The 26,047-nt window shown below is 69.2% G+C and carries 23 protein-coding genes; 10 read left to right on the top strand and 13 right to left on the bottom strand.

What is annotated here, in order from left to right; translation table 11 throughout:
* Positions 1–76 precede the first annotated feature (76 nt).
* Positions 77–340, top strand: coding sequence for a hypothetical protein (locus ACSHWB_RS02510; protein ID WP_439660467.1), 264 nt, complete (start codon positions 77–79; stop codon positions 338–340).
* Here the strand turns inward: ACSHWB_RS02510 and ACSHWB_RS02505 are convergent.
* From ACSHWB_RS02505 to ACSHWB_RS02485, 5 genes are all read right to left on the bottom strand, one after another.
* A complete protein-coding gene (locus ACSHWB_RS02505; RefSeq protein ID WP_439660466.1) occupies positions 337–1,236 on the bottom strand; it encodes an alpha/beta hydrolase in 900 nt (299 codons plus the stop codon). The two genes, ACSHWB_RS02510 and ACSHWB_RS02505, sit on opposite strands and share 4 nt — an antisense overlap.
* Positions 1,236–1,541, bottom strand: coding sequence for a putative quinol monooxygenase (locus ACSHWB_RS02500; RefSeq protein WP_439660465.1), 306 nt, complete (start codon positions 1,539–1,541; stop codon positions 1,236–1,238). Before ACSHWB_RS02500 ends, ACSHWB_RS02505 begins: the two co-directional genes overlap by 1 nt.
* Before the next feature lie 111 nt (positions 1,542–1,652).
* A complete protein-coding gene (locus ACSHWB_RS02495) occupies positions 1,653–2,609 on the bottom strand; it encodes a TolB family protein (protein ID WP_439660464.1) in 957 nt (318 codons plus the stop codon).
* The gene (locus ACSHWB_RS02490) at positions 2,606–3,808 is read right to left on the bottom strand and encodes an MFS transporter (protein ID WP_439664501.1); all 1,203 of its coding nucleotides are present in this window, start codon (positions 3,806–3,808) and stop codon (positions 2,606–2,608) included. The genes ACSHWB_RS02495 and ACSHWB_RS02490 overlap by 4 nt, the downstream gene beginning before the upstream one ends.
* Before the next feature lie 20 nt (positions 3,809–3,828).
* Entirely contained in the window at positions 3,829–5,187 is a 1,359-nt protein-coding gene (locus ACSHWB_RS02485; RefSeq protein ID WP_439660463.1) for a CBM96 family carbohydrate-binding protein, read from the bottom strand.
* 169 nt (positions 5,188–5,356) lie between these two features.
* Here ACSHWB_RS02485 and ACSHWB_RS02480 point away from each other — a divergent pair, with 169 nt between their 5' ends.
* A complete protein-coding gene (locus ACSHWB_RS02480) occupies positions 5,357–5,935 on the top strand; it encodes a hypothetical protein (RefSeq protein WP_439660462.1) in 579 nt (192 codons plus the stop codon).
* Here ACSHWB_RS02480 and ACSHWB_RS02475 read toward each other — a convergent pair.
* Positions 5,898–6,884, bottom strand: coding sequence for a PHP domain-containing protein (locus ACSHWB_RS02475; RefSeq protein ID WP_439660461.1), 987 nt, complete (start codon positions 6,882–6,884; stop codon positions 5,898–5,900). The two genes, ACSHWB_RS02480 and ACSHWB_RS02475, sit on opposite strands and share 38 nt — an antisense overlap.
* A gap of 76 nt (positions 6,885–6,960) precedes the next feature.
* On the opposite strand from ACSHWB_RS02475, the gene ACSHWB_RS02470 reads away from it, so the two are divergent.
* The 3 genes from ACSHWB_RS02470 to ACSHWB_RS02460 all read left to right on the top strand — a co-directional run bounded on the left by ACSHWB_RS02470 (position 6,961) and on the right by ACSHWB_RS02460 (position 9,790).
* Entirely contained in the window at positions 6,961–7,614 is a 654-nt protein-coding gene (locus ACSHWB_RS02470; protein ID WP_439660460.1) for a TetR/AcrR family transcriptional regulator, read from the top strand.
* 108 nt (positions 7,615–7,722) lie between these two features.
* Positions 7,723–8,139: a DUF3237 domain-containing protein gene (locus ACSHWB_RS02465; protein WP_439660459.1), complete on the top strand. Its 417-nt coding sequence runs from the start codon at positions 7,723–7,725 to the stop codon at positions 8,137–8,139.
* An 85-nt stretch (positions 8,140–8,224) separates the two neighbouring features.
* Positions 8,225–9,790, top strand: a complete 1,566-nt coding sequence (locus ACSHWB_RS02460; protein ID WP_439660458.1) for an alpha/beta fold hydrolase — start codon at positions 8,225–8,227, stop codon at positions 9,788–9,790.
* A gap of 74 nt (positions 9,791–9,864) precedes the next feature.
* Here ACSHWB_RS02460 and ACSHWB_RS02455 read toward each other — a convergent pair whose 3' ends face one another.
* Positions 9,865–12,693, bottom strand: a complete 2,829-nt coding sequence (locus ACSHWB_RS02455) for an ATP-binding protein (protein WP_439660457.1) — start codon at positions 12,691–12,693, stop codon at positions 9,865–9,867.
* 104 nt (positions 12,694–12,797) lie between these two features.
* Between ACSHWB_RS02455 and ACSHWB_RS02450 the strand changes: the two genes are divergently transcribed.
* A complete protein-coding gene (locus tag ACSHWB_RS02450) occupies positions 12,798–14,012 on the top strand; it encodes a serine hydrolase domain-containing protein (RefSeq protein WP_439660456.1) in 1,215 nt (404 codons plus the stop codon).
* Here the strand turns inward: ACSHWB_RS02450 and ACSHWB_RS02445 are convergent.
* Entirely contained in the window at positions 14,009–14,917 is a 909-nt protein-coding gene (locus tag ACSHWB_RS02445; protein WP_439660455.1) for an MASE1 domain-containing protein, read from the bottom strand. The genes ACSHWB_RS02450 and ACSHWB_RS02445 overlap by 4 nt on opposite strands.
* 133 nt (positions 14,918–15,050) lie before the next feature.
* Here ACSHWB_RS02445 and ACSHWB_RS02440 point away from each other — a divergent pair, with 133 nt between their 5' ends.
* The 4 genes from ACSHWB_RS02440 to ACSHWB_RS02425 are packed head-to-tail and all read left to right on the top strand — an operon-like array spanning position 15,051 to position 20,703.
* Positions 15,051–16,019 carry a polyprenyl synthetase family protein gene (locus ACSHWB_RS02440; RefSeq protein WP_439660454.1) on the top strand — a complete coding sequence of 323 codons (969 nt, stop codon included), beginning with the start codon at positions 15,051–15,053 and terminating at the stop codon, positions 16,017–16,019.
* Between the two features lie 53 nt (positions 16,020–16,072).
* The gene (locus tag ACSHWB_RS02435) at positions 16,073–16,720 is read left to right on the top strand and encodes a zinc-binding dehydrogenase (RefSeq protein WP_439660453.1); all 648 of its coding nucleotides are present in this window, start codon (positions 16,073–16,075) and stop codon (positions 16,718–16,720) included.
* A gap of 30 nt (positions 16,721–16,750) precedes the next feature.
* Positions 16,751–18,889 carry a molybdopterin oxidoreductase family protein gene (locus ACSHWB_RS02430; protein WP_439660452.1) on the top strand — a complete coding sequence of 713 codons (2,139 nt, stop codon included), beginning with the start codon at positions 16,751–16,753 and terminating at the stop codon, positions 18,887–18,889.
* Positions 18,890–18,921: 32 nt separating this feature from the next.
* A complete protein-coding gene (locus tag ACSHWB_RS02425; protein WP_439660451.1) occupies positions 18,922–20,703 on the top strand; it encodes an AMP-dependent synthetase/ligase in 1,782 nt (593 codons plus the stop codon).
* 233 nt (positions 20,704–20,936) lie between these two features.
* Here ACSHWB_RS02425 and ACSHWB_RS02420 read toward each other — a convergent pair whose 3' ends face one another.
* The 5 genes from ACSHWB_RS02420 to ACSHWB_RS02400 are packed head-to-tail and all read right to left on the bottom strand — an operon-like array spanning position 20,937 to position 25,924.
* Entirely contained in the window at positions 20,937–21,920 is a 984-nt protein-coding gene (locus ACSHWB_RS02420; RefSeq protein ID WP_439660450.1) for a LacI family DNA-binding transcriptional regulator, read from the bottom strand.
* 50 nt (positions 21,921–21,970) lie between these two features.
* Entirely contained in the window at positions 21,971–22,795 is an 825-nt protein-coding gene (locus ACSHWB_RS02415; RefSeq protein ID WP_439660449.1) for an ABC transporter permease, read from the bottom strand.
* Positions 22,792–23,682, bottom strand: coding sequence for an ABC transporter permease (locus ACSHWB_RS02410; protein WP_439660448.1), 891 nt, complete (start codon positions 23,680–23,682; stop codon positions 22,792–22,794). The genes ACSHWB_RS02415 and ACSHWB_RS02410 overlap by 4 nt, the downstream gene beginning before the upstream one ends.
* Positions 23,679–24,734, bottom strand: a complete 1,056-nt coding sequence (locus ACSHWB_RS02405; protein WP_439660447.1) for an ABC transporter ATP-binding protein — start codon at positions 24,732–24,734, stop codon at positions 23,679–23,681. The genes ACSHWB_RS02410 and ACSHWB_RS02405 overlap by 4 nt, the downstream gene beginning before the upstream one ends.
* Positions 24,731–25,924: an extracellular solute-binding protein gene (locus tag ACSHWB_RS02400; protein WP_439660446.1), complete on the bottom strand. Its 1,194-nt coding sequence runs from the start codon at positions 25,922–25,924 to the stop codon at positions 24,731–24,733. Before ACSHWB_RS02400 ends, ACSHWB_RS02405 begins: the two co-directional genes overlap by 4 nt.
* Positions 25,925–26,047: the final 123 nt, after the last annotated feature.

Raw genomic sequence — 26,047 nt, 5'->3', positions numbered from 1 at the left:
CTCTGTGGGCTTTTGTAGGAGGTAGTGAGCGGTGTTGTCGTGCGTCGAGGTTCGCCGATCCGCTGGTGGGCTCCGGTTGTTCGTTCGTCCCCTGGCCGCGTCGTGCTGGAGCGCGCGGCTGGGGTACGAACGGGTGGCGGAGCTGCTGACCGCGATTCGTCAGGCGGAGTCGTGCACCGTGCCGGACGTGGAGCTGCGGTACGTGCCCGACCAGCGCACCGGTGAGGCGGTGCTGGCGTGCGAGACGGGGACCGTGCTGCTGGGCGCCGACGAAGTGTCGGCGTTGCACGACACGTTGCGGGCGCACATGCCGGACCGGATGAGGCCCCTGCCCGTCTAGCCGAGCCGGCGCGCGAGCCATTCGGTGCGCGTGCGCCTCGCCCGTACGGAGAGCTGCGCGTCGGGGAAGATCGCGTCGAAGCCGTGGAACCCTCCTGCCCACGTGTGCAGTTCGGCCTCTCCTCCCGCCGCCCAGATGCGGGTGGCGTAGTCGACGTCCTCGTCCCGGAACACCTCCGCGGTCCCGGTGTCGACGTACGTGGCCGGCAGCCCGGACAGGTCGTCGGCCAAAGCCGGTGACACGTGATGAGGAACCTCCACGAGATCACCGAGCACCGACTGCCAGCCGAACTCGTTCATCTCCCGCGTCCACACACCGGGTCCGCCGGAGTACTGCGTGCTGGACGTCGTGTTGTTGCGGTGGTCGAGCATCGGGCAGATCAGCACCTGGGCCGCGATCTCCGGACCCTTCCGGTCGCGGGCCATCAGCGTGACTCCCGCGGCCAGTCCGCCGCCGGCGCTGATGCCCGCCACGACGATCTTGCCGATACCGAGGGACTCCGCGTTCTCGGCTGTCCACAGGAGACCCCGGTAGCAGTCCTCGACGAGCGTCGTCCCGTTCGCCTCCGGGGCGCGGCGGTGTTCCACCGTGACCACGACGACACCGAGTTCTTCCAGCCACTGCAGGGGAATGTCGATCTGCGAGAAGCGGTCGCCCATCACCATGCCGCCGCCGTGGATCCAGTAGACGCACGGCGCCGGTTCGGTGAGTCCTCCGGGGCTGAAGACGGTCAGGGTGATCTCGCCGACGGTCACGTCGCGGCGTTCGGCGTCGGTCTTGAACGGCGGCGAGGGCATCTGGCGGATCTGCTGGAGCAGTTCGTGGGTGAGCTCGGTCCCCAGCGGCATCCCGGCGAGCAGCGCGCCCAGTTCGGGGTCGAGTGCGGGGCGCGACATCAGAACGCCGCCTTGCCGCCGACGGGCAGCTCGTCGGAGTACGTGGACTCGCCGTCGAGCAGCGTCTCGAGCTTCGCGACGAGGGCCTGCGCCGCCTCGGTGGCGAAGAACGCGCTGTGCGCCTCGGCCGTCGTCCAGCCCTCGGTCACGTGGACGACGTCGGGGTTGCCGGTGGAGCGGCCGACCAGGAAGACCACGCAGTCGTCGTTGGTCATCGAGGGCGCGTCGAGGAGGAACTCGATCACCTCGTCGCGCTTGCCGGGCCGTGCGGTCAGGGTGGCGTGGAAACCGTGCTCGACGCTCATCTGTTCCTACCTTCCGTTCGTTCTGCTGTTCTGGCGATGGACTCATCAGATCAGCTTGAACAGGTGTGACAGGAGATCGATGCTGTCGTGCTCTTGCCCAATCCTCGCGATCTAGCCGATCGGCGCCGGTGAGCTGGCCTCCGGCACCAGGACCGCCGGCGTGCCGGTGCCGTCCGCGGGCACGGCCCACACGTCGTTCAGCCCGTCGTCGCGCTGGATGCCGTACGCGACGGTCCTGTCGTCCACCCAGGCCGGCTGGTCGTCGACGCTGCGGGTCTCGGCGAGCTCGGTGATCCGGCGCGTCCCGAGGTCGAGCACGGACACTCGCCAGCCCTTCTGCGGGTCGCCGCCGACGGCCTTCTTGTAGGCGATGCGGGTGCCGTCCGGGGACAGCGACGGGCACTCGACGTCGTCCGTGTCGGTCAGCGGGCGGACCTTGCGCGCCGCGAAGTCGCCTTCGAGCAGGTAGCGGTGGCCGCCGGTGGACATGGTGGCGTAGAAGCGGTTGTCGTCGGCGGTGAACGTGACGCCCCAGTAGTTCGTGTCGACCGGTCGCTGCGGCACGCCCTCGACGGCGAACTCCTCCAGCGAGGTGACCAGCGCGCCCGTCTTCGTGTCGAGGATGCCCGTGCTGGTGGAGAACCCGTTGGCGGCGTAGGAATGCCCGTCGACGAACAGCGTCCACGCCACCATCCGGCCGCTCGCCGAGACGCGGGTGCGGTTCGGGAAACCGGTCAGCGGCACGGTTCTGAGCTCCTGCAGGTCGCTGTTGAGCACGGCCAGCTCGCTGGCCTTCAACGCCTCGGCCGGACGCAGGCAGGAGATCGTGCCCGCCGCCGAGTACGCGCGGTCGCACCGTTGTTCGGTGACCTCCCGCGAGCCCGCGGGATCGGTGCGCGAGACCGTGGAGAGCTTGCCGTTGCTCAGCACCATCAACCGCGGCCCGGCGCCCGTCGGTACGGACCGCGCGGCGTTCTCGGGGGCGGCACCGGACAGCGCGGTGTAGCCGACGGCGACGCCTCCGAGCAGGACGGCGGCGGTCAGGGTGATCAGCAGGCGGCTGTTCATGAGCGGCGTCCCAGCAGTGCGGCGGTGGCGATCAGGGCGCAGACCACCGCGACGGCGGCGATCCTGGTGGCGGTCTCGGGACTCCAGAACTGCCAGGCGAGACCGAACAGCACGGACGAGCCGAGGTAGGCGAGCGCCTGTCCACTTTGGATCAGTGCGATCCCGGTGGTGCGCAGGCGTTCCGGCAGCACCGGGCCGGCGAGGGCCATCAGCACGCCGTCCGTGCACGCGTAGAAGACGCCGTAGAGCAGCACGACCAGCACGAGCAACGGCCAGCCGCCCAGCGGTCCGAAGAGCAGCAGGTAGACGACGGTCAGCGCGCCGTAACCGGCCAGCATGACCTTGAGCCGGCCGACTCGGTCGGCGAGAGCGCCCAGCGGTGCGGCGAGCAGCAGGTAGACCATGCTCGTGCCCACGGCGAGCAACGGGAACCAGCCGAACGCCAGCCCTTCGCGCTTCTGCAACAACAGATACACGAACCCGTCGCCGATGGTGACGAGGCCGAGCAGCGACGCGGCCAGCACGATCCTGCGCACTGCCGGGTCCTTGAGCAGGGAGAGCTTGAGAGGTTCCTTGCGCTGCAGGGGTTCCGGCCGGTCCCGCACGTAGAGCACGAGGACCAGCACGCCGAACGCGGCGATGCAGGAGCTGGTGACGAACACGGCGTCGAACGACTGCGCGGAGGCCGCGAGCACGGCCATCGCGACGAGCGGCCCGGCGAACGCGCCGATGCCGTCCATCGCCCGGTGCACGCCGAACGCGCGCCCCAGGTCGCCGCTGGGGGTGGAGAGGGTGATCAACGCGTCCCGCGGGGCCGTCCGCAGGCCTTTGCCCGCGCGGTCGGCCGTGATCACGAAACCCAGTGCGGTCAGGGAGTTCCCGGCGGCGAGGAGGCCGAGCTTGGCCACGGCGGACAGGCCGTACCCGAAGCCCGCCACGGCCTTGCGCTTGTTCGTGCGGTCGGCGAGGTAGCCGCCGGCGAGTCTGAGCAGGGTGGTGGCGCCGGTGTAGACGCCGTCGATCAGCCCGTACGCGGCCGGGCTGAGCTGGAGGCCGATGACCAGGTACAGCGGCAGGACCGCGGCCACCATCTCCGACGAGACGTCGGTGATGAGACTGACCGTGCCGAGCGCGAAGACGTTGCCGCTCAGCCCTTTCCAGTTCGCCGACTTGGGTTTGTCGATCGTGGACAGGTACATCATCGGCCTCCAGCGGTCCGTCAGTGGCAGTTGGTGGTGCCGCTGTCGGTGTAGGTCTTGCCCGCGACCGGGACGAACTGCCAGTCGAAGCTGTTGTTGTGCAGCGTCAGCTTCAGCACGCCCTGGGTGCCGGTGTTGCGGGCCTCGCTGTTCGGCCTGATCGTGCCGAAGCCGTAGGCACCGGCGCCGCCCATGCCCGCGACGAACGTCCTGATGCCACGCGAGTTGTCCAGCCCGCCCGTGGGGTTCTGCGGGGCGAACCGCTCGTACTGGTGGTTGTGGCCGGTGACCACGACATCCGCGTTGAAGTCGTACAGCGCCTGGAACAACGGCCGGGTCGCCGTCGAGGGCGCGTGGTTGGCGCCGCTCGTGAACAGCGGGTGGTGCCAGTACGCCGCGGTGCACGGCTTCGTGCTCGCCGCCAGGTCCTGGCGCAGCCACTGCTCCTGCGCGCTGCCGGCCGACATGCTGATGTTGGAGTTCAGCGACACGATGTGCCAGTTGCCGAGGTCGTAGGAGTAGTAGCCCCGGCCAGACGGCCCGGCCAGCGCGCCGAAGTAGTTGTAGTACCCGGTGGCGCCACTGGTGTTGTAGTCGTGGTTGCCGGGTGAAGGCTTGGTGCGCGCCTTGTGCCGGCCCCACGTGGGCTCGTAGTAGTTGGCGAACTCCGAGGCAGTGCCGTTGGTGTAGACGTTGTCGCCCGTGGTCCAGACGGTGCCCTCGATGTTGTCCAGCAGCGCGGCCGTGGCCGTGTCTCCGGAGCCGGAGTCGGCGATGTCGCCCGCGCCGACCCACACCGGGTCGCCGGGAGGCGGGATCGTGCCGTCCGTGACGACGAGCTGAGGTGCGGTCGAACCGCTCTCCCGCGAGTCGTAGTCGGCGCCGTCCGTGCTGGTGGACGTGATGCCGATGCTGTAGGTGCCGTTGCCGGTGACGTAGCTGGTGACGTCTACCTCGTACCAGGCGTTGCGCACGACGGAGCCGAGAGAACCGAGCGTGGCGCCGTCGACAGCGGGCTGGTTGTTCCAGGTCACCGCGGTCTCGGTCCAGCTGACGTCGGACATCGCCCGGAACGTGCCGCCGTTCGGGCTGTCCGAGCCGGAGACGTCGTCGGTGTGGATGCGCAGCTTGGCGTTGCTGACGCTGCCGCTGATCCCGGAGACCGTGAACTTCAGGAACGTGCGCTTGACCGGCGAGTTGTCCGTGCCGAGCTGGCCGGACGTGCCGTAGTTCGTGCCGGTCGAGCCGTTGTCGACGTAGGTGTCGGCGGTGGGGGTGAACGTGGTCGAGGCGGCGTGTGCCGCGGTGGAGGCGGTGAGTGTGGCCGCCGTGACGATGATGCTGGAGAGCACGGCTAGGGGAGCCCTGCGACGTGACATGCCTGTCCTTGTGGTGGTGGGCGGACATGGGCCGTCGCGAAGGGTAGGGCTCAAATGAGCCGCGCACGGTGATCGTTTGGCGGCCAATGGATGAACGGCCGGAAAATCCCCCTCAGGGGTGGCTTTCGCGCGGAGGTATTTCCGTGCCGGGCGGGTGCTCCGTACGGGTATGGGAGTCGAGGTCCACGACCCTTGCTGGCTCGCCGACGTACCGGGAGCCGAGCTCGTGGTCGCGCTGGACGAGGTGGGGGAGCACGCCGCCGACGGTCATCGCGTGACGGTGCTGATCGATCTGGTGCCGGACAACGTGTCGATGTTGCGCGCACTGGCCACCGAGGCCGTCGGGGAGGGCGCCCGCAAGGTGCGCGTTCGGCCGTACGGGGTCGATCGGGTCGACCTGGTCTACGCGGCCGTGGAGCTGAACCGGGTCGCCGAGGACTCCACGGTCGAGGTGCAGTTCGACGTCACGTCCGCCGCGCTGCTGCGAGCTGACCCCGCGGCGTTCGTGCGGGTCGATCCCCTGGTGGTCAAGGCGGACGGGACGGTCGTGCCGATCTGCGCAGGGCTGGAGCGGTACGCGCTCGGCTCACTGGGGTCGTTCGACGACCTGGTGGCGGCGTGGGACCCCGAACCGGTCCGGGACCTCTGCCGGCTGGCGCTGGATCGCGCGCTGGCCGACACCGGGCCGCTCGTGTCCTGGTACGAGCACCTCACCCGGACAGCAGCCGGGATGCCGGCCGGGTGTTGATCACGCTGTCCGGCTCGACACCGCACTCCTCCGCCCGCGCGCAGCCGTAGTTCAGCCAGTCCAGCTGACCGGGCGCGTGCGCGTCGCTGTCGATGGAGAACGTGCACCCGGCGTCGACGGCCAGGCTGAGGAGCCTGCGCGGGGGATCGAGCCGCTCCGGCCGTGCGTTGATCTCGACCGCCGTGCCGTGTTCGGCGCAGGCCTCGAAGACCTTCTCCGCGTCGAACTGGGACTCCGGGCGGCCCTTGCCGACGACCAGCCTGCCCGTGCAGTGGCCGAGGATGTCGACGTGCGGGTTCTTGACCGCGTTGACCATCCTTCTGGTCATCTCGGGCTTCGGCATCTTCAGTTTCGAGTGGACGCTCGCGACCACGACGTCGAGCCGTGCCAGCAGGTCCTCGTCCTGGTCGAGCGAACCGTCGTCGAGGATGTCGACCTCGATGCCGGTGAGGACCACGAACGGCGCCAGCTCGGCGTTCAGCTCGGCGATCACTTCGAGCTGCTTCTCGAGCCGGTCGCGGGTGAGTCCATTTGCGACGGTCAGGCGCGGGGAGTGGTCCGTCAGCACCATGAACTCGTGGCCGAGATCGCGGGCCGCCTCCGCCATGTCCCTGATCGGGCTGCCGCCGTCGGACCAGTCGGAGTGGACGTGGCAGTCGCCCTTGAGCCTCGCGCGCATCTCCTCGCCGCCGGTGATGTCGACGTGCCGGAGCTTCGCGAGGTAGGACGGCTCGCGGTTCGCCAGCGCGTCCACGACGACACCGGCCGTCGACTTGCCGACGCCCTTGAGGTCGGTGAGCGTGCCGAGCTTCGCCCGTTTCTCGACGTCCGCGGGGTCCAGCCCGGCGAGGACGACGGCCGCGTTGCGGAAGGCCTGGACGCGGTACGTCGGCTCGCCGGCCCGTTCCAGGTGGAAGGCCACCTGCTTCAACGCCTTGACCGGATCCATACCTCTTCCTACCTCATCCGGAACGGTTGCGCGGTTCTTGTTGTTGGTGGCGGACCAATCAACAATGATGTCCGCCATGTCCCCACGTCCGGCCGGCGCGCCACCGGCGAACGGAGCCGGTTCACGCCGGAAGCGGAGCAAGGGCGACCTGACGTCCCAGGCGATCCTCGACACCGCCGAGCAGCTGCTCGGGACGCGGTCGCTCGACGCCATCGCCGTCGACGAGCTCACCGCCGGAGCGGGAATCTCCCGTTCCACCTTCTACTTCCACTTCGAGTCGCGCGAGGCCGTGCTCTACGCGTTGTCGGAACGGGTCGCGGAAGGCCTCCACGACTCGGCGGCGCTGTGGCTGCGGCGCGGCAGCGAGCCGCCGGAGGACTCGATCCGGCGGGCGATCGCGGCCACCGTCGCGTTGTGGCGGGCGCACGGCCCGGTGCTGCGCGCGGCGGTGCGGGCGCGGGACACGAGCGAGCTGGTGCGCGGGTTCTGGTCCGGGGTGGCGCGGCGGTTCGTGGACTCGGCGGCGCAGCAGATCGAGATCGAGCGGGAGGCCGGGATCGCGGTGCCGGGGCCGCCGACCGCGCGTGCTCTCGCCACCGTGCTGGTCACGATGAACGAGTCCATGTGTTACAGCCTCTCGCTCGCGCGGAAGTCGGCCGCACGCGACCGTGAGGTCGTCGAGACGCTGACCGCCGTGTGGCTGCGCTCGGTGTACGGGGTTTCACTCTAGATAAGCCGGTTTCGTTGTTTCTCGACACCGTGTCGAATAATTTCGCCGCCATGTCGAGCAATCTGTTTTCGCTGGTAGGGCATGTCGCCCGGACGGAGGTGCGGTCGCATGATGGAGCTGGTACCGCTCGGCGTGATGACCGCGCAGTTGCGAAAGCCTTTGAGGTTCCCGAAAACGCCCGCAGGTGACCGTCTCGTCTACGAGGTGGAGTCCGGGACGTTCTCCGGTGACCGCCTGTCCGGCGTCCTGCACGGCTCGTCCAGTGCGGACTGGCTGACCATCGGCCCGGACGGCACCGCGACCCTCGACGTGCGCTCGGTGCTGCGCACGCACGACGACGCACTCGTGTATTTGCACTACTCAGGACGGGTTGACGTCTCGAATGGCTTCGGCGCGCCGCTGTACGCGGCCCCGTTGTTCGAGACGGGAGACGACCGCTACCGCTGGTTGAACCGCGTGCAGGCCGTCGCGAAGGGCGTCATGGACGGTCTCGTGCTGACCTACGAGGTGTGCGAGGTGCGGTGAATTTCACCCGACCTTCGGGGGTGTCGATCGGGACGGCGACTGCGGAAGCGTTCTGTCGCTGGCCGACGATCGTGAGGGGTACGCGGTGAGGAAGCGTTGGGGTGCGGCGGCTTTGGTCGCTCCGCTGTTCATGTCACTGGTGGGAACGGCCCAGGCGGGGCCGTTGGACGAGTACTACAGCCAGACGATCGCCTGGGCCGAGTGCCCGGCCGGCTGGGTCACGCCGTCGACGGGCGTCGAGTGCGCCACGGCGATCGTGCCGATGGACTACAAGAACCCGGGCAACGGCAACCTGGAGATCGCGCTCTCGCGCAAGAAGGCCACAGATCCCGCGCGCCGCAGAGGCGTGCTGATGACGAACCCGGGCGGCCCCGGCGGCTCGGGCCTGGGCGCCGTGCACTGGTTCAACGCCCAGACCGACGTCCTGAAGATCTACGACGTCATCGGCATGGACCCGCGCGGCGTGGGCAGGTCGACGCAGATCCGGTGCATCTCGACCCCGTCCGACGACGAGTTCCCCTCGCGCCCAACGGACTCGCAGCTCGCGAACTGGTCGGACTACGCCCGCGCCGTCGAGGAGAACTGCCAGCGCGGCGGCGGTGAGATGCGCCGGTACATCTCGACCATGAACACCGCGCGCGACATGGACGTCATCCGCGGCGCCATGGGGGAGAAGAAGATCTCCTACGTCGGCTACTCCTACGGCACGCAGCTGGGCGCCGTCTACGGCTCGATGTTCCCGAAGTTCCTGGACCGCAGCGTGCTCGACTCCGCCCTGGACCCGCTGAAGACGTGGCACGAGCAGGACGTCGACGTGGTGGACGCGATCACCGACAACCTTCGCAAGTGGACGGAGTGGACCGCCGCGCGCAACGGCACCTACGGCCTGGGCACCACGCCCGCCGCGGTGCGCGCCGAGCTGGACAAGATCGCGGAGAAGCTGAAGTCGGCCCCGCACGGCGGCTACGCGGACGTGACCTCGTTCGACTACGCCGTGGGCGCCACCCGCTACCGCCGTTCGTGGGCGGCGTTCTCCCGGCACATCGCCTCGATCAAGGCTGGCGTGGCCGACCCAGCGGAGGCGTCCGCGATCGTGGCGGCGCTGAAGAAGGGCGACATCGAACCGACCTCGGCCGGCACCTTCCAGGCCGTGGTGTGCGAGTGGGACTGGTTCAGCGACGTCAACACCTACTACAACGACATGAAGCGGTGGCGCGACACCAACCCTTACGGCGGCACCGTCGACTACATGGCGCCGACCAACTGCACGTTCCGGGCTTTTGTACGGCCTGAGAAGATTCCGGCGATCACCCGGAAGTACCCGGCTGGGCTCGTGGTGAACTCGGATGGCGACACCCAGACCCCGCTGGCCAACGGGCGGGTCATGGCTGAGCACCTGAGCCAGCCGTTGATCAGCGTGTCGAACGATGGGCAGCATGGGCACTACGCGTTGCGCCGCAATGGTTGTGTTGACGCATTGGTGAACAAGTACCTGGTGTCGGGGATTCTACCGGCTTCTCGGGTCACCTGTGCCGGGACGGACATCGCGGAGACGGTGCCTCCGGGTGCGGCTGCTTCGCTGGGTGCGCAGTCGGCTCGGCCGTTGAGCGACATCCTGGGGGAGATCGCGGCGGAGACGAAGCCGTTCTGATCGTGTGAACGATCTTGTCGGACCTGCTGGGTAAGTTATGACGCAGGGGTTCCCGATTCAGGGGGACCCCTGCGTCAGCGTTGCTGCATGGTGTCCAACACCCGTGCCAGCTCCAGCCGCGACGACACGTGCAGCTTCGCGTAGATCCGAGACAGGTAAACCTCGATAGTGCGCGGACTGTAGTGCAGCGCAGCCGCGATGTCCCGGTTCCGCATCCCCTGCTGCACCAGCCGAGCCACGTTCTCCTCGGCCTCGGTCAGCAGCCCCGGAGCCTTCGACCGGGCGCGAGGCACCTTGGCCCCCAACGCCCGCAGCCGGCCACCGGCCTGACGCCGCAACCCATGTGCGCCAAGCCGTTGGAACGCAACATAAGCCTCCATCAGCGCCGGCACCTCGTCATCGCAAACCGAGCCCAACGCGAGCTGCGCGCGCGCCTTCTCGAACTCCAACCCGCCCAAAGCGGCCTCGGACACCGCCTCCCGCAACAGCGAGGCATCCCGCCGGACCACACCGGAGACACGGCGGAGGGTGGTGCGCGACCACGGCGAGACCCGCGTAGAAGACACCTCGGACAACCGGGTCAACGACTTCTCCGCCGAGGAGGCACGCCCGCGGTCCAGGTCCAGCTCGATCATCCGCGCCACCAGCACGCACGAGTAGGCGGCTTCCAACCGCGAGCCGACGTTGTTGTCCAGCAACGCGTACGCCTCGTCGGCCTCGCCCCGCGCGATCAGGTACTCGGCGAGCGACACCGCGTGCAGGCGCGAGATGTTCACGGACTGCGGCGCGGGCAACGACGCCAGCCTGGCGGCCACGTCGAGCTCGCCGCGCCACGTCCTGATCGACAGCTCGATCGCCTGCAGCACGCCGAGGGCCTGGTCGGCCTGCGCTGCCTCGACGTCGGGCAGCCAGCGGCCGATGCCGTCGAGGGCCGCGTCCCAGCGGCCGCCCAGCCAGTCCAGTGCGACGCGGGAGGCTGCTCGTTCCGCACGGAAGCCGTGGGATCCGAACTGAGCAGCCAGGTCCTCGGCTCGACGCAGGCGCCACGACGCGTCGTGCACGAGGCCCGCCAGCGCGGTGATCGAGGCGCAGACGGAGAGCGCCTGCAGCTCGAGCATCGGCTGGCCGTCGCTGCACGCCAGCGCGCGGTTCGCGTACTCGACGGTGCGGTCGTGCTGGAACAGCAGGGACGTCAGCATCGCCAGGTGTTCGAAGACGATCACGCCCTCGGCCGGGGAGGTGATCGGCAGGGCCTCGACGCGGACCACTTCGGAGACGGCGTCGTCGTGGCGGTTGTTGTAGACGAGGAGCACGGCGCGTTGGGCTTCCAAAGACGCCGGCACGACACCGCCCGAGACTTCGAGGTCTGCCAACGACAGTGCTTCCGAGGTGCGGCCCACCGAGAAGAGCGACGCGATCACGGCAGTGGCGACGCGGGTGCGTTCGTGGCCCGGTGGGAGCGACTCCAGGGCGGCCAGTCCCGGGTCGATCGCCAGCGCTGGACGGGAGGCGCGCGCGAGCACCCGGCATTGCAGGGCCAGCAGCTCGGCGCGTTCAGGGGCGTTGCGCGGCAACAACTGCAGGGCGCGAGAGCACAGGGCAGCCGCGGTCTCGGGTGCGGAGGCACGGGCGGAAGCGGCGGCCTCGGCGAGCACGCCGACGGCCACGCGGTCGCCGGGGGCAGCGGACTCGGCCAGGTGCCAGGCCAGCTGGAGGAGGTCCACCGGCAGGCCCTGCGCGCGGTCGTCCAGCAGCCGCGCCGAGATCAGCGAGTGCAGGTGACGGCGTTGTGCAGGGCCGACCTCGTGGTAGAGCGCCTCGCCGACGAGCGCGTGCGAGAAGCGGTAGCCGGTCTCGTCGTGCACCACGATGTGCGCGCTCAGCAACGAGTCGAACGCCGAGACGACCACGGACTCCGGTAGCGATGCGACGCGTGCGAGCAACGGGATCTGGTCGAGCCGCACTCGCCGGAACACCGACACGGCCCGTGCGACGAGCCGCGTGTCGTTCTCCAACGGCGCTACCCGGCGCAACAAAGCCTCGCGCCGCGTCAGCCGGATGGCGTCCGGAGAGACGGCGAGCCGCGCACGGTTGCCGTCCACCGTCACCAGGTCGAGCTCCCGCAACGACCGCGCGATCTCGGTGACGAAGAACGGGTTGCCGTCGGAGCGCTGCCGCACCTCGCGGGCGAGCGCGTCGTCCACGGTGGTCTGCAGGAACTCCGAGACCATTCGTGCGACGTCGGCGCCCGACAACGGGGCCAGGTCGACGCGCGTGACCTCGGCGTACTGCTCGACCCGGTCCAGCAGCGCAGCACCGGCGCTGTGCGAACGGCTCGCGGTGACCAGCACGAGCGGTGCGGCGGACACCCGGCGCAGCACGAGCGTCAGCAAGGCCAGCGAGTCGTCGTCCACGTGGTCGAGGTCGTCGATCAGCAACGCCGCGGGCCGCGTCGCGGTGAGCTCGGTGAGCAGCCGCACCACCCGGTCGCACGCGCGCCCGAACCACGCCCCGGAGTCGTCGCGGACTTCCAAAGCGGCCAACGCCTCCGCACGGGCCTTGTCCGGCGGCAGCGATCGGATCAACGCCGCCACCGCGCCGTACGGGATGCGCTTGCCCAGCACGTCCGACGCCGACGCCAGCACCCCGCACTGCCGCTCGCGCAGCCGCCGCGCGACCTCCGCGAGCAACGACGTCTTGCCGATTCCCGGCTCACCACCGACCTGGACCACGGCGAGCCCGGTCGCGGGCGCCTGGTCGACGCGGCTGAGCACGGCGCGCAGTTCCGGTTCGCGGCCCACGAGCGGCATGGCGCGCGGCGGAGTGTCGGCGATGACGGCCTCCTGGCGGGAATTCGGCTGCTCCGGAGTGTTCCACGCCGCCCTGGGTACCGGATCACTCACTCTCGGTGCGCGTGACAGGGACGAACGTGTTAGACGTTGAGGGTTCCCTACTGACCCGTGGTTCCTCTGAGTGATGCCCTTGAAGCAACCGCCGAGGAGGGTCAATGACGATCCAGGGAACGTGCGCCCCGAAGTTCGCCGAGGTGCGCACCGAGTTCGAACGCAACTTCGCCGAACGCGGCGAGGTCGGGGCCTCCGTGCACGTGACGCTCGAAGGCGAACCCGTCGTGGACCTGTGGGGTGGCGAAGCCGCCGCTGGACGCCCCTGGTCCGAGGAGACCATCGTCCACGTCTGGTCGTGCACCAAGGCCGCCACCGCGCTCACCGCGCACATCCTCGCCTCACGCGGAGAACTGGACCTGAACGCACCAGTGGTCGAGTACTGGCCCGAGTACGGCGCGAACGGCAAGGACGCCACCCTCGTGCGGCACGTCCTGGCGCACCAGGCCGGCCTGCCCGTCGTCACGACACCACTGCCCGCCGGCGCCTTCTACGACTGGGAACTGATCACCTCGACGCTCGCCGCGCAGCAGCCGTTGTGGGAACCGGGCACGCGGCACGGCTACCACGGCCTGACGTTCGGCTTCCTCGTCGGCGAGATCGTCCGCCGCGTCACGGGCCGCACGCTCGGCCGGTTCTTCGAGAAGGAGGTCTCCGGCCCGCTCGGCCTCGACTTCTGGATGGGCCTGCCGGAGGACCTCGAACCCCACGTCGCCCCCACGATCCCGGTCGACCCGACCCAGCCGGGGATCCTGCTGCCGTCGCTGTTCATCACCGCGCTGACCCAGCCCGAGTCGCTGCCGGGCCTGATGCTGCTCAACAACGGTGGCTACATGGCGCCCGGCGAGTCCGACTCGCGCGCGGCCCACGCCGCCGAGATGGGCGCGATCGGCGGCATCTCGAACGCCCGCGGCCTAGCAGGCATGTACCGGCCGCTGGCGCTGGGCGGTGCCTACAACGGCGTGCGCCTGGTCCAGGAGTCCCAGCTCCCGCAGATGTCGAACGTGGCCGTCGCCGGGCTGGACGCCGTGGTCATGGTGCCGTCGCGGTTCGCGCTCGGCTTCCAGAAGGCCACCGACAACACCCACCTGGCACCGAACGACCGCGAAGGCCTGCTGATGTCGGAGGAGGCCTTCGGGCACAACGGGATGGGCGGCTCGCTCGGGTTCGCCGACCCGAAAGCGCGCCTCTCGTTCGGGTACACGATGAACCGGCAGGGTCCGGGCCTGGGCGTGAACGAACGCGGTCAGTCCCTTGTGGACGCCGTCTACCGCGCGCTCGGTCATCGGCAGACCGGTGGCGGCACCTGGTTCGCCTAACCGGGCGGCACGACGCGGCCGAGCCGTTTGCGCGCACCGTCCTCCTGGTACCGCGCAACGGTCTCGGCCAGCTGCACACATGCCCGCTCGATCGACTGCTTGGCCTCGTTGCGCTCACTGGTGACCGCACTCAGGATCAGCCCGGTCAGCGCCACCGAGCCGTTGAACGCCTGCAGCACGATCATCGTGGTCAGCAGGCCGGCCTGGGAGAACTGCCCGGAGGCCGCGGACATCACGGCGGCCACCGAGATGATCGCGGCGCACGGTGCGGCGATCGCGTGCTGGAACCGCAGCGCCGCCCAGATCAGCATCGGGAACACCAGGAACAGCAGCCGCAGCTCGGACGTCGTCACGTAGGCCGCGAGGACCGCCGTGGCCACGAGCAGCGCCCCTGCCTCCGCGAGCCGGCGGGGAGTGACGTTCCAGCGGCCGGGCAGACTGATCAGCAACGGCGTGAAGATCAGCACTCCCATCGCGTCGCCGGTCCACCACACGGCCAGCACCGCGGGCACCTCGCTCCACGGCACGGCACCGTCGATCTTCAACGCCGCCGCGCCGACCAGCGCGCTGACGAGCATCGCCCCCAGCGCGCCCGCGAACACGAGCAGCACCGCGTCCTTCAGGCGGTTCAGCGTCGGCTGGAACCCGAAGCGCGTCAGCAGGTACCAGGCGGTCAGCGGCGCGAGCGTGTTGCCGACGGTGATCATCGCGATGGCGAGCGGACCGGCGCCGAGCGCGAGGTTGGCGCTCAGCGCGCCGAGCGCGATACCGGGCCAGATCCTGCGGCCGGACAGCAGCAGCGCCGCCACGGAGATCCCCGTCGGCAGCCACAAGGGGGTGACCTGTCCCTTGACCAGAGCCAGGACGAGGCCCACCTTCGCCGTCGCGTAGTAAGCGATCGCCACCACGGCGATTGTGACTGCGGTGCGGAGAGCGGCGTTCACCGCCACATGCTGCACCTGTGCACACACGATGGCCATACTTCGCGACAGGGCGTACCCACCTGGACTCACACCGTCGATGACGGAGACTGGCGCGGTGAAGATCGAACTTCTCGACCGGGCACGCCGTGCGGCCGAGCCCGTGCTGAGGCGCCGCGTCGCCACCCTGCCCACCACGATGCGGCAGCGCGCCGAGCACCACTTCGGCTGGGACGTTCCGGGAAGCGGCACCGGCAAGGCGGTTCGTCCCGCGCTCGTCCTCGCGACCGCACGGGCACTGGGCGGCGACGAGGACACCGCGCTCACCGTGGCCGCCGCCGTCGAGCTGGTGCACAACTTCACGCTGATCCACGACGACGTGCACGACCAGGACGTCGAACGCCACGGCCGGCCCGCGCTGTGGACCGTTTGCGGCACAACGGAAGCCCTGCTGACCGGCAACGCCCTGTGCGCTCTCGGCCTCGGCACGATCGCCGGGCTGCGGGGTGTCGACCGGCTGGCCCGGTGCGTGGCGGAGCTGTGCGAGGGCCAGAGCAGGGACGTCGAGTTCGAACGGCGTGACGACGTCAGCCTCGGCGAGTGCCTGGAGATGTCCGCGGGCAAGACCGGCGTCCTGCTCGGCTGCGCGTGCGCGCTCACGGCGCTCAACGCGGGCGCGGACGACGACGTGGTGCGGGAGTTCGACGCGTTCGGCATCGAGATCGGCATCGCCTTCCAGTTCGCGAACGACCTGCTCGGCATCTGGGGCGACGAACGCGCGACCGGCAAGCCCACCGGCTCCGACCTGGCCAGGCTGAAGAAGACCCTGCCGGTCGTCCAAGCCCTCGAGTCGGAGGCCGAGCTCGCCGAGCTGTACGCGCGGGGCGTCCCGCTCGACGAGGAGCAGACCCGCCGGGCGACGGCCCTGGTCGAACGGTCCGGGGCACGGGAGTGGGCGGAGGCCGAGATCCACCGCCGCGTCGACCTCGCGCTGTCGTACGTCGAACGGCACGAAGCGCCCGAACTGACCGCCCTCGCCAAGCTCGCCATCGTCTACTACAGGGCTCTGAGCAGCACCGATTCTTAGCTGTTGTGGAAGCCGCACTACAGCCAGGCTGCTCACGGCAGTGAGATGGGCCCATGCGCACAGCCGAGGTGGCCGACGAGGTCCGCGTGGAGGACGGCGGACGTCGCGTGGTGGTCGTCGCCGGCCGCCTGCACCTGCCGATCTCCGCGGGCGTGACCGACGACCAGGCGCTGACCCTGGCCAGAGCGGGCACGACCGCATGGCACCTCCTCCGCACGTGCGCGCACCTCAGGCCCGACGAGTCGATCGTGGTGCACGACGCCGCGAGCGAGATCGGTGCGATCGCGGTCCAGCTCGCCCGCAGTTTCGCGGCCGGCCGGGTCATCGCGACGGAGACGAGCCAGGCCCGCCGGCGCCGGGCCGTCAAGCTCGGCGCGGACGTCGCCGTCGACTCCGATCGAGACGGTCTGGCACAGCGCGTGATCGGGGCGAACGAGGGCAAACAGGTCGACGTCGTGCTCGATCCAGGCGGCGCGCTGGAGGCTTCGCTGGACGCGCTGGCGCCGTTCGGCAGGATCGTCTGCTATGGCGCTGACCAGGACGAATCCATCAAACTGACCGGGCTGCTCGGCGGTTCGCGGGCGGTCATCGGGTTCCGCTTCGAGCACACCCTAGACCGGCCAGACATGATCGCCAGGGCTGTCAGTGAGCTGTTCGGGTTGACCTCGGCTGGGCGATTGCGTCCGATGGCAGCCAGCTAGTACCCGTTAGTAACAAGCCGAAGGGGACCCATGAGGACCGTGTTCACGACCTGCCCGCTCTGCGAAGCGACGTGCGGGCTGGAGCTGACGGTCGAGGGCGACCGCATCACGAAGGTGCGCGGCGACCGCGAGGACGAGTTCAGCCGGGGTTTCATCTGCCCCAAGGGCGCCTCGCTCGGCACGCTCGACGCCGACCCCGACCGGCTGAGCACCCCGCTGATCAAGCGCGACGGCGAGTTCCAGGAGGCCACCTGGGAGGAGGCGTTCGGCTACATCGACGAACGCCTGAAGGACTTCCCCGACCGCAACACCGTCGCGATGTACCTCGGCAACCCCGTCGTCCACTCGCTCGCCGGCGGCCTCTACGCCGGACCGCTGCGCAAGGCGCTGGGCAGCCGCAACGTCTTCACCGCCAGCACCGTCGACCAGATGCCCAAGCACGTCCAGGTCGGCCACATGTTCGGCGGCATCTTCTCGATCCCGGTGCCCGACATCGACCGCACCGACTTCATGCTGGTCCTGGGCGCGGACCCGTTCTCGTCCAACGGCAGCCTGTGGACGGTCCCGGACGCGCCGGGCCGCTTCAAGGACCTGCAGAAGCGCGGCGGCCGGTTCGTCGTGGTGGACCCGCGCCGCAGCCGCACCGCCCAGGCCGCCGACCAGCACGTCGTGATCAGGCCGGGCACGGACGTGTTCCTGCTGCTGGCGTTGATCCACGAGCTGTTCGCGCAGGACCTGGTCGACCTCAAGGACCTCGCCGGGCACGTCACCGACCACACGGTGATCCGGGAGCACGTCGAGCAGTTCGGTCCCGAGGCCGTCGAGGAACGCACCGGCGTCGACGCGGCCACGATCCGTGCGCTCGCACAGCAGCTGGCGGCAGCCGAACGCGCCGCGGTCTACGGCCGGATCGGCACGACGACGGTCGAGTTCGGCACGGTCGCGTCATGGGCCGTCGACACCCTCAACGTCCTGACCGGCAACCTCGACCGGCCGGGCGGCGTGATGTGGCCGCTGCCCGCGCACAGCAGGCGCGGCACGGGCAGCGGCAAGGGGTTCGGCATCGGCCGCTGGCACAGCCGGGTCAAGGGCCACCCCGAGGTGATGGGGGAGTACCCGGCCGTCACGATGGTCGACGAGATCGAGACGCCCGGCGACGGCCAGGTGCGGGCGCTGTTCACGATCGGCGGCAACCCCGCGCTGTCGCTGCCGAACTCGGCGCGCGTGAACGACGCTCTGTCCTCGTTGGACTTCATGGTCAGTGTCGACCCGTACCTCAACGAGACCACGCGGCACGCGGACGTCATCCTGCCGACGCCGCCACCGTCCCGCCGCGACCACTACGACATCGCGTTCCTCAACAACTCCGTGCGCAACGTCGCGAAGTACTCGCGGGCCGCGATCCCGCTGGAGGAGGGCAGGGTCGACGAGACGGACATCTTCTTCCGGCTCGCCACGATCTTCAGCGGCCTGGGCCCGTCCGCCGACCTCGACGCCATCGCGGCGTTCCAGCTGGCCGACCTGGTGAAGAAGTCCGGTGTGGACTTCGAGCCGGAGGGCGAGACGCGCGAGGAACGCCTGCTGGACCTGAAGCTCCGCACCGGCGCGTACGGGGTGTCGCTGCGGCAGCTGCTCGACCACCCGCACGGCATCGACCTCGGCCCGCTCACCTCGCGTCTGCCGGAGATCCTCCGCACCCCGTCCGGCAAGATCGAGCTGACCCCGCAGCCCATTGTGGACGACCTGCCACGCGTGCTCGCCGCGCTGGGGACACCCGAGACCGACATGGTCCTCGTCGGCCGCAGGCACCTGCGCACCAACAACTCCTGGATGCACAACGTGCCCGCCCTGGTGAAGGGCAAGCCGTTGTGCACGCTGCTGGTGAACCCCGGCGACGCGGACCGGCTCGGGATAGAGGACGGCAAGTCCGCCCAGGTCACCTCCCGTGTCGGCAAGATCGAGGTGCTGGTCGAGGTCACCGCCGACATCGCGCCCGGTGTCGTCTCGATGCCGCACGGCTGGGGCCACGACCAGCCGGGCACGCAGCTCACCGTCGCCCGTGAGCACGCCGGCGTGAACGTCAACCTCCTCACCGACGACCTCCGCATCGACCCGCTCTCGGGCACCGCCGTGCTGAACGGCACCCGCGTGCAGGTCGTGCCCGCCTGAAGGTTCTCCCCCCAGAGCGTCTAGGAGCCGCCATGACCGCCGGTGTCACCATCCCGAACGCGGTGCAAGCCGTCCGCCGGATAGCCGACCTGCCGTTCCTCGCGGAGCAGGCGTACGGCGACGCGGTGGCGTGGCGGTTCAAGCAGGACGGACAGTGGCGCGAGCAGACCTACGCCGAGATCTCGGAGCTGGTGCTGGACCTCGCGTCCGGGTTCGTCCACGCCGGACTGAAGGCGGGTGACCGGGTCTGCGTGCTCGCGAACACCCGTCCTGAGTGGACGGCGGTCGAGCTCGCGGTGCTCGCGGCGGGCGGCATCGTCGTGCCGATCTACCCGTCCAGCACGTCCGAGGAGATCGCCTGGGTGGTCGGGGACTCCGGCGCGTCGATCGTGGTGGCGGAGAACGAGGAGCAGTGCGTCAAGGTCGAGCTCGTCGGCCCTGAGCTGCCCGAACTCCGCACGGTCTTCTCGATCGACCCCGCTGGAGACCGCCCGCGGATCGCCGACCTGCAGGACACCGGCCGCACCTCGCCGCTGGCCGACGTGCTGGACGCCCGCCGCGCCGCGATCAGGCCGGAGGACCCGAGCCTGATCATCTACACCTCGGGCACCACCGGCCCGCCCAAGGGCTGCATCCTCACCAGCGCGAACTGGGTCGCACTGTGCCGTGTCGCGGAAGAGGCCCGCATCGACGCGATGACCGGCACCGTCTACCTGTTCCTGCCGCTCGCGCACGTCTTCGCCCAGATCGTCATGTTCGGCACGATGTACCGGGGCGGGGCGCTGGCCTACTTCGGCGGCGACATGAAGGCGATCGTGCCGGAGCTGGCCGAGGTCCGGCCGACGTTCCTGCCGTCGGTGCCGCGCATCTTCGAGAAGATCTACACGTTCGTCACGTCGAGCGTGCCCGCGGAACAGCTCGCGCAGGCCGTGACGCTCGGCCTGGAGGTGCGGCGCAGGCGCGCGGCGGGCGAGTCCGTGCCGCCGGAGATGGCGGCGGCGTTCGAACAGGTCGACGCGTTGTTCGCGAACGTGCGCGCGGTGTTCGGCGGTCGGCTCGTGCAGGCGTTGTCCGGTGCCGCGCCCATCTCGCGTGAGGTGCTGCAGTTCTTCCACGCGGCCGGGGTGCCGGTGCTGGAGGGCTACGGCATGACCGAGTCCACCGCGGTGGGCACCATCAACACGCTGGGCCGCTTCAAGCTCGGCTCCGTCGGCGCGTCCGGCGTGGCGGGCCTGGAGATGTCACTGGGCGAGGACGGCGAACTGCTGATGCGCGGCCCGCACGTCTTCGCGGGCTACTGGCGCAACGACGAGGCCACGGCCGAGACGCTGCGGGACGGCTGGCTGCACACCGGCGACCTGGGCGAGATCGACGCGGACGGTTTCGTGACGATCACGGGGCGCAAGAAGGACATCATCATCACCGCGGGCGGCAAGAACATCGCGCCGGCGAACGTGGAGAACGTGCTGCGCCAGTCCCGCTGGATCTCGCACGCGGTGCTGTTCGGCGACCGCAAGCCGTACTGTGTGGCCCTGCTCACACTGGACGCGGACGAGATCGTGCCGTGGGCGACGGCGCGCGGATTGCCGTCAGACCTCGAATCTTTGGTGGGTCACCCAGAAGTGCGAACCCTCGTGCAGGGAGTTGTTGACGAAGCGAACTCGCACTTCGCCAGTGTTTCCCAAGTGAAGAAGTTCGTGCTGCTCACCCGTGACCTGTCCCAGGAGGAAGGCGAGCTCACCCCGACGTTGAAGGTCAAGCGCACAGTGGTGCACCGCCTTCACTCTGGGTTGTACGAAGGGCTCTACGAGTAACCCGTACGTACGAGAAATCCAAAAACAGGTACATCCACCCTGGCGGATTCCTTCCACTCAGGGCAGAGTGGGACACCAAGCGGCGCTAGGCCCCCTCCCCCCCTCGGGCCCAGCCGCTTCGCGGCCCCGGCTCAAGGCGTACTCCCCCCAGACGCCCAGCCGGGGCCGCCTTGCATCTTGATGAGGGGAGCTTTGACAAACCTCAGGTTTGTGAAAGCTCCCCCTCATCAAGGTCACCTGCGAGGCGGCGTGGTCGTACCGCGCACGATGAGTTGCGTCTCCGCCACGATCTGCGGCACCTCGGTGTTGTCCGAGTCGAGCCAGTCGAGCAGGAGGTTCACGGCGGTGCGTCCCGCCTGCGCCACCGGCATTGCCACCGTTGTCAACGCGGGCGAGCACAACGCGGCGTACGTGAGGTCGTCGAACCCGGTCACCGACACGTCACCCGGCACCGAGATGCCGCGGTCGCGCAGCCGCGCCAGCACGCCCAGCGCCATGATGTCGTTGTAGGCGACGATCGCCGTCGTGTCCGCCGCCACGGCCAGGTCCGCCGCCTGCAGGCCGCCCTCGTAGCGCGGCGCGAACGGCCCGAGGTCGACCAGGTCGACCTTGTGCTGTGCCACCGCCTTCATCAGCCCGCGGCGACGCTCCTGGTTGGACCATGACGTGCGAGGCCCGTTGAGGTAAGCGATCCGGTGGTGTCCCAATGCGACGAGATGGTCGATGATCGCGTGCATCCCGCCCGCCGAGTCCATCAACGCGGCGGGCACGCCGGGCAGGCGCCGGTTCAGCAGCACCAGCGACGTCGCGCTCGCGACCTCGTAGACCTGCGAGTCCTCCAGGCCCGGCGCGCACAGCACGACGCCGTCGACCTGCTTGGCCATCGCGTGCACGAGCTTCGCCTCGGCGACCGGGTCCTCGTCGCTGTCCGCCACGAACACCGCGTAGTCGGCCTGCATCGCCCGCGCCTGCACGGCCTTGAGCACGCCCGTGAAGAACGGGTTGTCGAGGTCGGGCACGACGATGCCGATGTTGCCCGTCTTGCCCGTGATCAGCCCGCGAGCCGCCCTGTTGGGCTGGTAGCCGAGCTCGGTCGCGGCAGCCAGCACGCGTGATCTGGTCTCCGGGCGCACTAGCTCGGGAGACGTCAGCGCACGCGAAACGGTGGCTACCGATACGTGTGCCCTGCGAGCCACGTCGCGGATGGTGACTGCCACAGATACCTCACCCTCAACTGCCGGTTGAAACAATCATGACGGGTCAGGTGTCAAGCCGGGTCTTTGAGTCTCGTGACGAGCTGGGTCGGGTTCACAAACCTAAGCGCGATCACCAGCAGAACCAACATCGACCCCGTGTAGATCACCGCCATCGAGTCGACCATCTGCTGCGGCCTGATGCCCGCCGACGACATCGCCTCGTACAGCGACACGACCAGCGTCTGGCTGGTGGGGCCCGCCGTGAGGAACGTCAGCTCGAACATCCCCACGGTCCGCACCAGCACCAGGATCGACGCCGCGAGGACGCCCGGCACCAGCAGCGGAGCCAGCACGCGGGTGAAGATCGCGAACGTGGACGCGCCGCACATCCGCGCCGCCGACTCGATCTTCGTGTCGATCTGCTCGATGAACGGCGTCATCGTCAGCACGACGAACGGCACGGCCGGCACGAGGTTCGCCGCGATCACCCCGAACATGCTGCCTGCCAGCTGGAACTTGTACAGCACCGTCGCGAGCGGGATGCCGTACGTCATGGGCGGCATCAGGATCGGCAGCAGGAACAGCACGTTGAGCAGCTTCTTGCCGGGGAAGTTGCGTCGCGCCAGCGCGTAGGCCGTAGGAACTCCTATGAGGACGGAGACGGCCACGACCGACAATGCGACCTGGAACGTCACGACCAGCACGTCCAGCAGCCGGTAGTCGCGCCAGGCCTCGCCGTACCACTTGGTCGTGTAGCCGTCGGGCAGCCAGGTGCCGAACCACGTCTCGGCGAACGAGTTCGTGACGACCGCGCCGACGACTCCGGTCACGTTGAGCATGAAAAACGCCAGAGCGCCCCACGTCAGCCATACGACCGGGCGTGCGGTGAGCCTCATCCCTTGCCTCCCGTCGCGCCGCGGTACAGGGTCGTGCGCCAGATCAGCACCACGCCGATCACGATCAGCATCACCAGCGCCATCAGCATCGCGATCGCCGAGCCGAGCGCGAAGTCGTTGTCCCGCAACGCCGTCTCGTACGCGGCGATCGACATCACGTGCGTCTCGCCCACCGGGTCGCCGACCATCACCGCGCTGGGGAACACGCTGAACGCGAGCACGAACGACAGACAGAACGTGACCGCGAGCCCCGGTGCCAGCAACGGCATGGTGATCGTCCGGAACCGCTGCCGGCGCGAGGCACCGAGTGTCGCCGCAGCCTGTTCCAGCGTCGGGTCGATGCCGGAGAGGTACGACAGCGTCAGCAGGAACGCGAACGGGAACCCGGTGATGATCAGGCTGAACAGCACGCCCCAGTAGTTGTGCGTCAGCCTGGCAGGCTCGTCCGCGCCCAGGGCCAGCCAGATCCGGTTGAACCACCCGGCAGGCCCGAAGAACGCGAGCAGTCCCTCCGCCGTCAGCACGGTGCCGAGGGTGATCGGGACGACCAGCGCCGTCGTCAGCGCCCGCTTGCCGCGGAACCGCCCGCGCATCCGGAACGCGATCGGGACGGACGCCAGCACGTTGACCAGCGCCGCGGGCAGCCCGAGCCGCAGCGTGATCCAGACGGTCTCGGCGAGGTAGGGGTCGGAGAAGAAGGTGATGTAGTTCTGGAACGGGTTGCCGCCGCCCTTGGGCTGGAACGACAGCTGCAACCCGTACAGGAACGGGTAGACGAACAGCAGCACCACGAAGACCGCGCCCGGCACCAGCAGCCACAGCACGCGGTCGACGCCCTTCTCGGCCAGCCGGTGCCGCAGCGAGGCCCGTTGCAAGGTGTCCGTCATGAGAACACCAGCACGCGTTCGACCGGCACGTTCACCATGATCGTGTCGCCGGGCGCCAGCCGTGAGTCGGTGCGGACGTGCAACGGCGAACCGTTGCGCAGCCGTGCCTCCACCGCCTGCTCGCGCCCGTGGTACTCGACGATCTCGACCACGGCTTCGAGCGCGTTCACGCCCGATTCGCCGACGACGAGATCCTCTGGCCGCACCGCGGCCACGGCCTGAGGCCCGAGCTCTTCTCGCTTGACGCCAACGAGTTTCACACCGTCTCCGGTGTGGACGGTCGCGTGTTCGCCGTCCTGGGAGGCGACGGTCACCGGGATCATGTTGCGGTAGCCCATGAACCCGGCCACGTACCGGTTCACCGGATGTGCGTAGACCTCCTCCGGTGAGCCGATCTGCTGCACCTCGCCCAGCCGCAGTACCACGAGACGGTCGGCGAGGGCCAGAGCCTCCTCCTGGTCGTGCGTGACGTAGACGGTGGTGAGCCCGAGCGACTGGTGCAGCCGCCGGATCTCCGTGCGCATCTCCAGCCGGAGTGCGGCGTCCAGGTTGGACAGTGGTTCGTCCATCAGCACCAGCGGTGGTTCCAGCACGATCGCGCGGGCGATCGCCACCCGTTGCTGCTGGCCGCCGGAGAGCTGCGCCGGGAACTTGTGTTGGTGCTCTTGCAACTGCACGAGCCGCACGGCCTCGTCCACGCGCCGGTTCAGCTCGGCTTTCGGCGTTCCCCGCATGGACAGCCCGAACGCGATGTTGCGCCGCACCGACATGTGCGGGAACAGCGCGTAGTTCTGGAACACCATCCCGAACCCGCGCTTCTCCGGCGGCAGGTCGTCGATCCGCCTGCCGTCCAGCGTGATCCGCCCGCCGGTGAGCGGCAGCAGGCCCGCGAGACAGTTCAACGCCGTCGACTTCCCGCACCCGGAGGGCCCGAGCAGGGCGACGAACTCGCCACCCTTGATCGTCAGGTCCATGCCGTGCAACGCGACGGTGTCCCCGAACGCCCGCCGCACGTGGTCGAGGTGCAGCTCCGCGAACCGCTGCCCGGTCACTTCTTGCCGATCTCTCGGTCCCACCGCTGGAACGCCTTCACCTGCTGCGCGGCGGGCAGCGACTGCTCCTTCGGGTTCTGCTCGATCAGCCGGTCGTACTCGGCGCGGCCGAACTTCGCGATGGCCTCCTGCGACTCCTTCGGCGCCATGTCCAGCGTGACGCCCTTGACCGCGGGGCCGGGGTAGAAGTAGCCCTTGTCGTAGGCCTTGGCCTGCTGCTGCGGCTCCAGCATGAACTTGATCAGCGCGAGGTTCGCCGACAGCACGTCCGCGGAGACGCCCTTGGGGATCACGGCGTAGTGCGCGTCGGTGACCCAGTGGAAGTCCTTGAACGTCGCGATCTTCATGCCCTCGGGCACCGAACCGAGCACGCGCGGGTTGATGTCCCAGCCGGTGGTCGAGGCGACCATCCACGACGTGCCGTTCGCGAGGTTCTTCATGACGTCGGTCGTGCCGCCGGGGTAGTTGTCGACGTACTGGCCGAGGTCTTTCAGGTACGCCCAGGTCTTGTCCCAGCCGTTCTCCGGGTCCTTGGGGTCCTTGTCTCCCAACAGGTACGGCAGTCCCATGAGGAACGTCCTGCCCGGACCGGAGTTCGCGGGCCGCGCGTACTGGAACTTGCCGGGGTGCGCCTTCGCCCACTCCAGCAGCTCGGCGGGAGACGACGGGGGAGCCGGCACCTTCGCCGGGTCGTACTCGAGCAGCGGGCCCGCCGGGTAATAGGTGATCGCGACGCCCTGGTTCTGCGCGAGCTTCTGCATCTCGTTGGCCGCGGGAAGATACACGTCCTCCAGCTTCGGGAGCTTCGCCGAATATTCGGGGAGCACCGTGTAGACGAGTTTCTGTTCGATCACACTCGCCAGTCCGTCGGTTCCCGTGAGCACCAGATGGGTCTGCGAGGTGCCCGAGTTCTGCTCGGCCTTGAGCTTGCCCGGCATGTCCGGCGCGGTCGCCTTGGTGGCGTTCACCCTGGACACGAAATCGGGGTGCTGCTTGACGAAATCGTCGATCATGCCCTGCGTGAGCTGCAGGTTGCCGGCGACGTCGAGCACGTTCAGCTCGACCGGTTTCGACGGCCTGCCGGGGACGGACGAGGGCGCGTCCTGTGCCTGCGGGGCCTCCGGCGCACCACACGCCGTGACGAGTAAGAGGGCGGGGATGACGAGCCGCAACTTCATTGTCCAGCGCATCTCATGGCTCCCTAACTGACTCTGGACCTGGCGCGCGAAAACGTTTACGGTTTTTCTGTAACACTCGTACACCCGCCGCCGGGTCGAACGCAATGCCGCCGCCGCACAACCCGTTCCCAACGA

Origin of the sequence: Lentzea sp. HUAS TT2, assembly GCF_051853195.1 — a bacterium.
Taxonomy (GTDB): domain Bacteria; phylum Actinomycetota; class Actinomycetes; order Mycobacteriales; family Pseudonocardiaceae; genus Lentzea.
Note: the sequence above shows the minus strand (reverse complement) of the source record. Positions and strands in the feature narration are given on the sequence as shown.

Excerpts from the sequence above, each read along its gene's own strand:
- ACSHWB_RS02505 (WP_439660466.1), bottom strand. The coding sequence starts at position 1,236 with ATGTCGCGCCCCGCACTCGACCCCGAACTGGGCGCGCTGCTCGCCGGG.
- ACSHWB_RS02500 (WP_439660465.1), bottom strand. The coding sequence starts at position 1,541 with ATGAGCGTCGAGCACGGTTTCCACGCCACCCTGACCGCACGGCCCGGC.
- ACSHWB_RS02495 (WP_439660464.1), bottom strand. The coding sequence starts at position 2,609 with ATGAACAGCCGCCTGCTGATCACCCTGACCGCCGCCGTCCTGCTCGGA.
- ACSHWB_RS02490 (WP_439664501.1), bottom strand. The coding sequence starts at position 3,808 with ATGTACCTGTCCACGATCGACAAACCCAAGTCGGCGAACTGGAAAGGG.
- ACSHWB_RS02485 (WP_439660463.1), bottom strand. The coding sequence starts at position 5,187 with ATGTCACGTCGCAGGGCTCCCCTAGCCGTGCTCTCCAGCATCATCGTC.
- ACSHWB_RS02480 (WP_439660462.1), top strand. The coding sequence starts at position 5,357 with ATGGGAGTCGAGGTCCACGACCCTTGCTGGCTCGCCGACGTACCGGGA.
- ACSHWB_RS02475 (WP_439660461.1), bottom strand. The coding sequence starts at position 6,884 with ATGGATCCGGTCAAGGCGTTGAAGCAGGTGGCCTTCCACCTGGAACGG.
- ACSHWB_RS02470 (WP_439660460.1), top strand. The coding sequence starts at position 6,961 with ATGTCCCCACGTCCGGCCGGCGCGCCACCGGCGAACGGAGCCGGTTCA.
- ACSHWB_RS02465 (WP_439660459.1), top strand. The coding sequence starts at position 7,723 with ATGATGGAGCTGGTACCGCTCGGCGTGATGACCGCGCAGTTGCGAAAG.
- ACSHWB_RS02450 (WP_439660456.1), top strand. The coding sequence starts at position 12,798 with ATGACGATCCAGGGAACGTGCGCCCCGAAGTTCGCCGAGGTGCGCACC.
- ACSHWB_RS02435 (WP_439660453.1), top strand. The coding sequence starts at position 16,073 with ATGCGCACAGCCGAGGTGGCCGACGAGGTCCGCGTGGAGGACGGCGGA.
- ACSHWB_RS02430 (WP_439660452.1), top strand. The coding sequence starts at position 16,751 with ATGAGGACCGTGTTCACGACCTGCCCGCTCTGCGAAGCGACGTGCGGG.
- ACSHWB_RS02425 (WP_439660451.1), top strand. The coding sequence starts at position 18,922 with ATGACCGCCGGTGTCACCATCCCGAACGCGGTGCAAGCCGTCCGCCGG.
- ACSHWB_RS02415 (WP_439660449.1), bottom strand. The coding sequence starts at position 22,795 with ATGAGGCTCACCGCACGCCCGGTCGTATGGCTGACGTGGGGCGCTCTG.
- ACSHWB_RS02410 (WP_439660448.1), bottom strand. The coding sequence starts at position 23,682 with ATGACGGACACCTTGCAACGGGCCTCGCTGCGGCACCGGCTGGCCGAG.
- ACSHWB_RS02400 (WP_439660446.1), bottom strand. The coding sequence starts at position 25,924 with ATGCGCTGGACAATGAAGTTGCGGCTCGTCATCCCCGCCCTCTTACTC.